The sequence below is a fragment of the Bacillus cereus group sp. RP29 genome (assembly GCF_040459765.1).
Classification (GTDB): domain Bacteria; phylum Bacillota; class Bacilli; order Bacillales; family Bacillaceae_G; genus Bacillus_A; species Bacillus_A paranthracis.
Genome location: NZ_JARVHN010000005.1, coordinates 1 through 9,654 on the forward strand (window position 1 = coordinate 1; position 9,654 = coordinate 9,654).

A 9,654-nucleotide genomic window follows, 5' to 3' on the forward strand; every position below is an offset into this window, starting at 1 on the left:
GAATAAGGGAATGCAGTATAGATCAGTCTACAAGCATTCCCTTGCTATAAAATATGTGAAATAAATTAAAAAAAGATAAGGAATAGAAAATCTTTTATAGGAGTAAGGGGAATCTGTTGTCCTTGCGACTAATAATAGGACGTTATGATAAATAGGATTGTATATGATATACAAGTGAATAATTATTTTTGAAAATCTAATATATGTTGTATCGTTTGATTTTTATCAGTATTACTTTCTGAATATATAATCTTAACTGGAGTATCATCAGTGATATTCCAATCATAAGGCATTTTAAATATTAAAAAACCTTCTATTTCTTCATTAGGTTGTAAATGAAATGGAATTTGTTTTTTATCTTTATTATATAAGTATAGACTTTGGTTATAATTATAATTAGGTGCTAATATATAAAATTTATTAGATGGGTATTGCATATTTTTTTTTGTGTTATTTTTCATTTTAATATTAATTTGATATTCAATGTATTTATCATTATTTATATTCACAGTATTTTTTTGAGTATTCATATATGTGATTTTGAAGTCATTGGTAATAAATTCTTGGTTTAATATAATTGGTTTTGATATAATTTCATAATTTTTATAATCTTTGTTAACTGAATTATATTTTAGCGTACATAAAGCACATATTATGATTACTGAAGTGATAAGTATAATTTTTTTGTGTTTCATATATGTTTGTCCTCTGAAAATAGAATAGTTCCATTATTAATAGTAAAGATTTCTTCTGTTAATTGACTTAAAAAATGTTTATCATGACTAGCAACTAATATGGTTTTGTTTTTTAATGTTTTAAGTAATTCGATTATAAATTGTATACCGTCTTCATCAAGTGCATTAGTTGGTTCATCTAAAATTAATAATTCAGGGTCTTCCATTATTGCTTGTGCGATTCCAAGTCTTTGTTTCATACCTAATGAATATTTTTTAAATGGTCGTGTATCATGTGGATCTAAACCAACTTGTATTAATGTTTGTTTAATTTTTTCATCATTAATATTGTTATTGAGCATAGCTAATAATTTTAGATTTTTAAATCCAGAATAGGATGAAACAAAACCAGGATATTCTATAATAAAGCCTGTATTTTGTGGGAATGAAATGTCTTTACGTATGATTTGTTTATTTACTGTGATATTCCCACTATCAATTTTTATTAATCCTAGAATAGCTTTAAATATCATTGTTTTTCCTGAACCATTTGGACCTTTAAAACCATATATTTTATTTTTATATAATTTTAAATTGACATCATTTAAAACTGTTTGATTTTTAATTTTTTTATGTACATTTTGTAAAATAATATAAGGTTCCATTTTATATAAACTCCTTTTATGTTTAATATTCTCTATTTTTATAAAGAAATGTTCCTATAATATAAAATAGAAAGCATAATATTAGTTCTATTGAAATAATATATGTGAAAGAAATATTAAATTCAATTATTCTTGAAAACATAGTTCCGTTTATCCATAAAATTTTATAGTTAGGAATATAAATAGTTATAAATGTAATAGAAAAAATGATAACTACAGCATATATGCTTTTCATAAATTCTACTAAATTGTTATACAATAATATCATACAAGTTAAAGATAATATTTGAATGAGAATAAAGAATGTTACGTTAATATTAGAACTATTTTGTATATGATATAGAGTTCTAATAAACTCGCCATTTGAAAAATTAGGATTAAAAAATATATAAGTAATAACAATTATAAAAGAAATAATTATTACTTGATAAATAAGAATGACACAAAATGATAAGAAACATTGAATAACAAAAATATTATGATAGGAAATTGATCGTCCTATTAAGAATAAAGAATATTTTGTTGTTATTATTTTAAAAGAATCCCCTATGATATAAAAAGGAATTATTTCTAAAATCAACCACATGATAGGGAAATCAAAATGATTTGTTTTTACTAATTCATATTTAACTCCAAAAAACAAATAAAAGTATATATCTGTAAAATAAATGTGAGTATTAGGGATTCCTATTATTGAACTATTAATTTTAATGAGATATACAGTAATTGCCAGAATGGAGATAATAAGGAATATAGCATTAAAAAATTTGATTTTTGATATACTCCAGAATAATAAAAAATCACGTTTTATAAGTAATAAAAATTTTGAGTTCATCAAATTTCTCCTGATTAATGAAATTCTTTTTTACTATATACATGGTGAAATCCTACTAATACTATACATAGAATACCTAAATTGTATGTACATTGATTAATAATAGTGTTTAATGTGAGAACATCGATTTTTTTTATGACAATACCATGATAAAGAATAAAAGATATATTCAATTTTATATGTAAAAATTGATCTAATAAAATCATCATTATTATACATATAAAGCTTAATAAATTATTTTTGAGTACAATATTTAATATAGATTGTAAAAGTAATATATTAAAAACACTAACAATTAGTATTATTGTGTAATAAAAAATATATAGATATGCTGAATAATTATTTAGTTCAAAAGATGTATGGGTATATATTTTGAATACACTCGCATTTATAAAATATATAATTGTGAGTGTGAATACATATAGAACGGATAGCATCATGATTTGTATAGTTTTAAATGTAAAGTAATGATATATAGTTTTAAATCTAACTATTAAAAATGGATTATCCTGTTGATGTATTAATATTGTTGTAAGAATCAAACAAAAGGGAAGAAAAGTAAAGGAAATAAATCCTTCACTTTTAAAACTTAAAAATATATTTAATAATTCAAATGAAAAGTTTGCTCCTCGAACAAATGAATAAGTATTAAATAAACTTAAAATCCAAAATAAGATAAGGGATAAGAATATAAAAAAGATATTTCTTTTTATATTTTTATAAAGGTGTAAGATAGATTTAGAAAATAACACGTTTTTTAACTCCTTGATAAAATAAGATAGTCGATATACTTAAAAGTGAAATAGCTAATATAGTAATATATAATAAAGAACCATTTTGTATTGTCTGTATTTCTGGTAAAAAGAACATTGGAGATATTGGAAAAGAAATAAATAAATTCATTATGGTTAAGACAATTTGAATAATAAATCCAATAATTAATACAGAAAATTGATTGTTATAATAAAAAGAACAACTAACAGATAGTAATGAAAAAATTCCTCCAAAGAAACCAGATAGAACAATATAAAATAAAACATGTATAAAAGGATGATTAAAATATAAATCAGGGAAAAAAGTAGAAGTTTCTGTTAAACCAATGTTTGAATTAATAATAGGATCAACAGGTACATTTGGTAAAAATAAAAAGGCAGCCAAAAAATCAAATAATAAAGGTAATGTAATAACAATAAATCCTGTTAAAAAGGATGTTAAAAAAAACGTTGTGAAATATTTTTGTTTAGTAGTTTTAGATAAAGAAATATATAGAAATCCATTATTTTTATCTTGTTGTATAATATTACCTACGCCAATAGTTGCTATAATTGGTAATAAAAAATAATACATAGTTTTAAAACTGGATACCAAATCAATTCCTATCCATTTTGTATAAGGAGAAAAAAAAGAATCAGCGGTATGTAAAGAATGAGAAGCACTTATAACAGAAAAAACAAGTTGTAAGAAACAAATACTAAAACCAATCAATAATGATAAATATAAGTGTTTATTATTTATACGTGTAAACCAATATGTAAACATTTATAAAACGCCTCCATAAAATTTTTAATAAGATAAATAAAATGCCAAATAAAAAAAGGTAGTGATTGAGTAAGTCGATCGACTACCTTTTTTATTTGGCATTTTATCTATCAGGTTGCCAAGAACCATAGGCAGAACCATTACCATATTTTTGAGCATTAATCCAAGCCGAAGTACCCTTACCCTGTCTTTCTGTTGCTAAATTATATAATCCAAGATTAGAACCTTTTTTTATAGTGTAATAATGACCATCAGCAACATCGAATCCATTTGCCATAGCATATGCTGTAAAGTTCTCAATACCACTCATACTTGTACAATCCATGTAATAATAAGAATCAGTCCATTTTTGAGCAGAATATGTACGATCATCAGGATTCCAAAAACGATATTCATTATGATAATCAATAGAATATTGACCATCTGCACTAGCATAATTATTACTGATAGCACTCATTCCTACTAAAGCAAGACCAGCTACTAAAAATAAATGAAGTCCTTTTTTCTTCATTTGTTTTCCTCCTCTATTATTGTTTCTCTTACAAGATGCAATGTTATACCTGGATATAGTGTTTGTAAATACTTTCCTTTCCGAAAAAAATATGCAATATTGCATATTTTTATAATTTAAATACTAATTGTCGAATAACTCAAATTATAGAGAAAAGATGGTTGCATGTGTTGGTCAATCAAAACGGACCTAGCGAAGCGAAGGGAGTATTTGACTTGACCAACTGGATTACACCCGAACCCTCTTGGCATTGAACAAACTATTGTTTGTTCCTGCCAACCGGCGAGGGAGCCCCTCAAGGATTGAGGGGTTGGGGAGTTCGAATGATGGGGTCTGGGGAAGAGTTCCCCAGTGGGTTTGGGCAACGCCCAAGGTTTTGTTTTTGCCACGTGTAATGTGGCTCGGCAAAGCCGAAAAGCGTCGCAGACCCCTATCGATTTTGATGCGAAAGCGTCAAAATACGTATAGGGTTACTTTAATTGACTCCATTTCGTCGCTTTGCTAGACTTATGGTATCAATTAATCTAGGGAAAGTGGTGGCACTTTATGTTGGGTTCTATCTCATTTAATCAATCTCACCAAAGTTCATTAAGCCACAATAACAGGGAAAATATTCATGGGAATCCTGGTATTGATCCAGCCAGGTCAGAGGAGAATATTTATTTTGTTCAAAAGGACATCCGAAGTGTATACAAGGATGTTTTTCAAGAAGCCGTGGATAAGTATAACGAGAAACAAAAACGGAATGATCGTAAAATTGATGACTACTATAAAAAAGTACATAAAGATGATAAGACACATGAGCAACGAGAACTCGTTGTAGCGATTGGGGAAGGTAAAGACGACGTAAAGTATAGGGAAGCTAAAAAGGAAGCTCTGAAGCGCTATGCTGAAGCTTTTCAAGAGAGAAATCCAAACCTAGCGGTTTATAATATGGTTTTACATGATGATGAAGCGAATCCGCATTTACATATTAACTATGTACCGAATTTTGAGAGTAGTCGAGGATTAACGAGGCGTGTCGGAATGGATAGAGCCTTGCAACAACAGGGTGTCGAAGGAACGGGAAGAAAGTTAATTGCGCATTGGAGAGAAACAGAAACGGCTTATATCGAGCAATTGGCTAAAGAATATATTCCGAATTTTGAACGTGCTAATGTAGGTTCATATAAGTACATGAAAGTTCGTCAATACAAGGAGTATGCAGAAGCAAAGTCAACTATTGAAAACCAAGTAGAAGAAAAAGAAACACAGTTACAAACGATTGACGATCATTTAAAAAACGTTGAAGAGAAAACAAATGAATTAGAAGTAACGAAAACGAGTTTGGAAAGTGATGTCGTTGATACGTACAAAGAATTAGAGATAGTAAAGCAACAAGTAGAGAGTGAAAATGAAAAGCTGCAGTTAATTGGCCAGCGTCATATAGAGTTAGAAAAAAGAGTAGAACAAATGCAAAAAGAATTAGATAGTGCTACAGATCAAGTGCCAAATAAACCTGTTAAAATTCTATTTTTACGTAAAGAAGTAGTAGTAGAAGTACAGGATAAAATGTTTGGAAAAGCTGAAATTACAAAGAAACAGACGAGAAATTATGTATTATCACCGGAACAATATCAAGAATTTACAAAACAGGTGAATGCAGCGGTCACTATCAAAAAAGATTATGAGCGTTTGAGAGAAACAGATTTTGTGAAAGAAAATGAGAGTTTAAGAGGGCATGCAGAGGGCTGGATGAAAGAAAATCGAACGTTGAAACAAGAAAAAAGTAAGTTGTAAAAAGAAGTTGGTGTATTAAATAGAGAAATTAGCTCATTAAAAGCTCATATAAAGGGTCTGCAGACAAATATAAGAGTTTTGTATGTACAAACTAAAAAAGTTTTTAAAGAGCAATTTAAGGCGTTTAGAGGGATTATTAAAAATGAATTGGATAGTAAGGGAATAGACAATCAATTTGAACGTGAGCATAAAAAAGAAATGAATAGACATCGTGGATTGGACATGGAGCGGTAAAATATTAAGGAAACTTTGTTTTTATCTTTAAGGTTATTGAAAACGTGATAGAATGAAAAAAAGAGCCATGCGGTAACATGACTCTTTTCATAGGGTATTCTACGAAAATACCTAAACTTCACTTATCTGATTATAGATTATCATAATTTGATTTATAATCAAATAGCAAAAAATAGGTGTTTTTGTTGATTCCCTCAATTAAGGAGGAATTAACCTAGATATGACAAAGCAAATTATTGATTTCGGACAAGCTGAAAAAAAGGCAAAAGAAAGAGATAGTAAGATTAATAGCATTTATGAAAAACTTGAAGGTAGTGGTGGACTTTCTGAAGAAGAAAGAGTCATTATGCTGCAAGTATTAAGTAAAATGTCTGGTGGAGAAGAGTATTTTATTGGTAAAAAGAAAAAACCTACAGATCGGGTGAGATTTGTCCAAATGATTACAGAGAATATTGATTATTTATGTGAAATTGGTTATTTAACTCAACCAGAAAAAGCATTTTTATTTGATATTTCAAGATTTCTAGAATTTAAATCGAATGTTATTGTTGAAAAAAATGAAAATGATGATATAAAACCAAATACAGCGTCTCCTAGTTATTTAGCCAAGAAATTAGGAAAAACAAGGACTTCTATTTCAAAAATGATGAATGAATTGCTTGAAAAAGGGGTTTTAGGAGTTGCAGAAACAGGTGTAATAACTGAAGATGGAAGGGCTTGTTCAGCAAGAACTTGGTTTGTTAATCCTAATATATTATGTAATTCACCTAAAGATGATATTGATAGAGCGACTCAACAAATTTTTTCAAAGGCATTACGTAATATCAAAATCGAAGGTAATAAGAAAAAACATAAACTACCAATTTATTTATTTTAGATGTCAATTTTTATATTGACATCTTTTTTTATTTAGGATTTTCTATTTTTTAGGTGTTAAAAAAAATTAACACAGGTGTTAAAAAAAATTAACACCTCATGTCTTATAAACCCTTGATATTACTGACTTTCTTTACTTTGCTCTTCTCACTCTTATATATATAGCTAAAAGTTCCGCAAGGAACGGGTCGTATTTTTGAGAAAATCATTCAAAAATCTCCACCCTCAACATCAAAAAGTCGGTTCGTTGATCCTCACCTAAAGGCTACCGCCTTTTCTTTTTGATGTTGTCCTTGCAAAACTTTTTTCGGCTCGTTTGCTTTTCTCGCCAAGCCGAAGGACAAAAAGCAATGCAATGGTTCTCGGCTTGGATTAGCAAGTATACGAGCCGAACCGCGAGATCATTCGTCCTAGACTTGCTCTTACCCGTCATAACGCTACGTTTTAAACCGTGGGGTTTCGTCCCCACACGACGAGCCAGCACTCCAAACAAAAAGCAATGGAAGATCTAAAGATAAGATCAAAACAAAGAGGGAAAATCTTTCCCTCTTTGTTTACTCGCTCTGTTAAGGGGCAAGCTACGGGTATGGCATGCCATACCCCAAAAACGGTGTTTTTGACTTGGTAGGAGATTCCTACAACCTTTACCGTTTTTTCTGTCTCGAAATTTCATTTTCGCGTCCGAAAACGGTTGTCGCTTCACTCGATTTGTAATACATAAAAAGACAAGATGAAAACAAAAAACTAGCCCCTAAAAGAAGAGCTAGTTTACGTAAAATTCGTTATCAGAAGTTAAATTTTCTCATTTAATTTTGTAGGATACCCACCAAAAACACTGTCCCATATATATTTGTAAATCACTTGAAACAGGGATAAATATATCTTTTAGTTCTTCCTCAGTGTAATAGTTCTTTATGATTTCATACTTGGTTCCATTGTCCAAAGTCCTTATTTTATATGTATTTGGGTCATTTTCTTTATGCGCTAAAGTTCCACCTATGGACTCTGTATAAATATTATCAGCCATAAAAACTGTTGTTCCAGGCCCAAGCTTATCATGTAATTGATTTAAAAATTCTTGAATTCTAAACTTTGGTATATGTGAAAACCAAAAGTTTGCAACACATCCTTCAAAGTTCCCAGGGATTTTATCAAGTTGGTAGGCATCTCCTTGAAGAAAATTCACTTTAGAAGGGAGAATATCTTTTTGATTTGCGATGTTTAATACTTCGTTGGAATAATCTATGGCTGTTATATGTTTTGCTGTTTTAGCTATAAACTGTGTCCAATAGCCTGTCCCACATGCTACTTCTAAAATAGATTGGTTTGTAAATAGTTTTTGAAGTTTCTGTTGAATAAGAGTTTGTTCTTCTTGGCGAATTGGATCGTTTCTAAAATAAACCTTTTCATATTCATGGGCTCGTTCGCTATAATACATCTTCATAAATATCCCCCTTTATACACAAATTAACTAATTATAACATTTATTTGCTAATATCACATATGATTTTTTATGTTGAAAGAGTTGAATATTGTATACAATCTTAGTTAACATAACATCTCATTATCGGTAGCAAATATTTTGCTAGAATCCTTGTCTATACAGTGATTCTTCTTTTTTTGTTTGTTTATTTGGTATACATGATTTTATACATCGTTGATGTAGCGGGGATTCTAGGGATTCTCGCTATTCTTTTTTTGCATAAAATCTTGTATATAGAAAAAAGATTTTGATGTTATTATCGAGAAGTAATACATATCGGTGTTAAAATCGGAATGTATTTCGGAAATTAAATCGTTTTTAAAATCGGTTTTTATATCGGTTGTAAGTACATTTCGATTTTGATTGGAATGTTGATTTAATCGTATTTTTTAAGTGAAAAACGAATTCCGTTTTTGGGGGAGGAATAAAAATTGGAACTAAAATCGGAAATGCATACACCGAAAATTGTTGCGGATCTTTTAGGAATTACACCTGATTTGTTAAAGGTATGGTCAAATGAATTTAATATACAAACGGAGCGAAGTCAGGGAGGACATCGCAGATACTCGAAGGAAAATATAGAAGAATTAAAAGGAATAAAAGAAAAAATACAGGCTCAAAAATGGTCTTACGATCAAGTTCGGTCATGGCGAAACGGAGAACTTGATTCGTTTGTTTCAAAAGAAGAAAAATCAGAATTAGAAAAGAAACTGAATGAAGTATTAGAAAATCAACAGTTACAAAATCAATTTAATCAAGTACTCGTTCAGAAATTGCAAGAAATTACGAATGAATTGGTTACGACAAAAGAGCATTTAGCAAATACAGAGAAAAAATTAACTGAAGTAGAAGGTAAAAACAATGAATTAGAAGTTTTTATAGAGAAGAAGCTAGAGAAGCGAGATCAGTTATTGCTTGAAAATATTAGAGATATGCAGGCGCAAAATCAGAAACAAAAACGGAAAGGTTTTTTCGGTTTGTTTAAAAAGTAAATTTGTCCGGTATTTTATGTAGGGTTCTAATGTCGGAAAAAGAAGAATAGAAATATAGCATACATA

The 9,654-nt window shown here is 29.2% G+C and carries 7 protein-coding genes and 1 pseudogene; 3 read left to right on the top strand and 5 right to left on the bottom strand.

Annotated elements, in window-relative coordinates; translation table 11 throughout:
* Positions 1–182: 182 nt before the first annotated feature.
* The 4 genes from QCI47_RS30120 to QCI47_RS30135 all read right to left on the bottom strand — a co-directional run bounded on the left by QCI47_RS30120 (position 183) and on the right by QCI47_RS30135 (position 4,224).
* Complete coding sequence (locus QCI47_RS30120) at positions 183–695, bottom strand: DUF4352 domain-containing protein (RefSeq protein ID WP_050224771.1); 513 nt, start codon at positions 693–695, stop codon at positions 183–185.
* A complete protein-coding gene (locus QCI47_RS30125; RefSeq protein WP_050224770.1) occupies positions 692–1,339 on the bottom strand; it encodes an ATP-binding cassette domain-containing protein in 648 nt (215 codons plus the stop codon). The genes QCI47_RS30120 and QCI47_RS30125 overlap by 4 nt, the downstream gene beginning before the upstream one ends.
* Positions 1,340–2,912: 1,573 nt before the next feature.
* Positions 2,913–3,713: a hypothetical protein gene (locus tag QCI47_RS30130; RefSeq protein WP_050224767.1), complete on the bottom strand. Its 801-nt coding sequence runs from the start codon at positions 3,711–3,713 to the stop codon at positions 2,913–2,915.
* Between the two features lie 103 nt (positions 3,714–3,816).
* Positions 3,817–4,224 carry a hypothetical protein gene (locus QCI47_RS30135; protein ID WP_050224766.1) on the bottom strand — a complete coding sequence of 136 codons (408 nt, stop codon included), beginning with the start codon at positions 4,222–4,224 and terminating at the stop codon, positions 3,817–3,819.
* A 546-nt stretch (positions 4,225–4,770) separates the two neighbouring features.
* Between QCI47_RS30135 and QCI47_RS30140 the strand changes: the two are divergent.
* Together QCI47_RS30140 and QCI47_RS30145 are read left to right on the top strand one after the other, a co-directional pair.
* A pseudogene (locus QCI47_RS30140) lies at positions 4,771–6,237 on the top strand (plasmid recombination protein).
* A gap of 220 nt (positions 6,238–6,457) precedes the next feature.
* Complete coding sequence (locus QCI47_RS30145; RefSeq protein ID WP_050224764.1) at positions 6,458–7,114, top strand: replication protein; 657 nt, start codon at positions 6,458–6,460, stop codon at positions 7,112–7,114.
* 801 nt (positions 7,115–7,915) lie between these two features.
* On the opposite strand, the gene QCI47_RS30150 is transcribed toward QCI47_RS30145, so the two are convergent.
* On the bottom strand, positions 7,916–8,557 hold the full coding sequence (locus QCI47_RS30150) for a class I SAM-dependent methyltransferase (protein WP_016718069.1): 642 nt from the start codon (positions 8,555–8,557) through the stop codon (positions 7,916–7,918).
* Between the two features lie 470 nt (positions 8,558–9,027).
* Between QCI47_RS30150 and QCI47_RS30155 the strand changes: the two genes are divergently transcribed.
* Positions 9,028–9,588, top strand: a complete 561-nt coding sequence (locus QCI47_RS30155) for a MerR family transcriptional regulator (protein ID WP_050224772.1) — start codon at positions 9,028–9,030, stop codon at positions 9,586–9,588.
* The last annotated feature ends 66 nt before the right edge of the window (positions 9,589–9,654 follow it).

Coding starts and splice junctions, on each gene's coding strand:
- QCI47_RS30150 (WP_016718069.1), bottom strand. CDS start 8,557: ATGAAGATGTATTATAGCGAACGAGCCCATGAATATGAAAAGGTTTAT.
- QCI47_RS30135 (WP_050224766.1), bottom strand. CDS start 4,224: ATGAAGAAAAAAGGACTTCATTTATTTTTAGTAGCTGGTCTTGCTTTA.
- QCI47_RS30145 (WP_050224764.1), top strand. CDS start 6,458: ATGACAAAGCAAATTATTGATTTCGGACAAGCTGAAAAAAAGGCAAAA.
- QCI47_RS30120 (WP_050224771.1), bottom strand. CDS start 695: ATGAAACACAAAAAAATTATACTTATCACTTCAGTAATCATAATATGT.
- QCI47_RS30125 (WP_050224770.1), bottom strand. CDS start 1,339: ATGGAACCTTATATTATTTTACAAAATGTACATAAAAAAATTAAAAAT.
- QCI47_RS30130 (WP_050224767.1), bottom strand. CDS start 3,713: ATGTTTACATATTGGTTTACACGTATAAATAATAAACACTTATATTTA.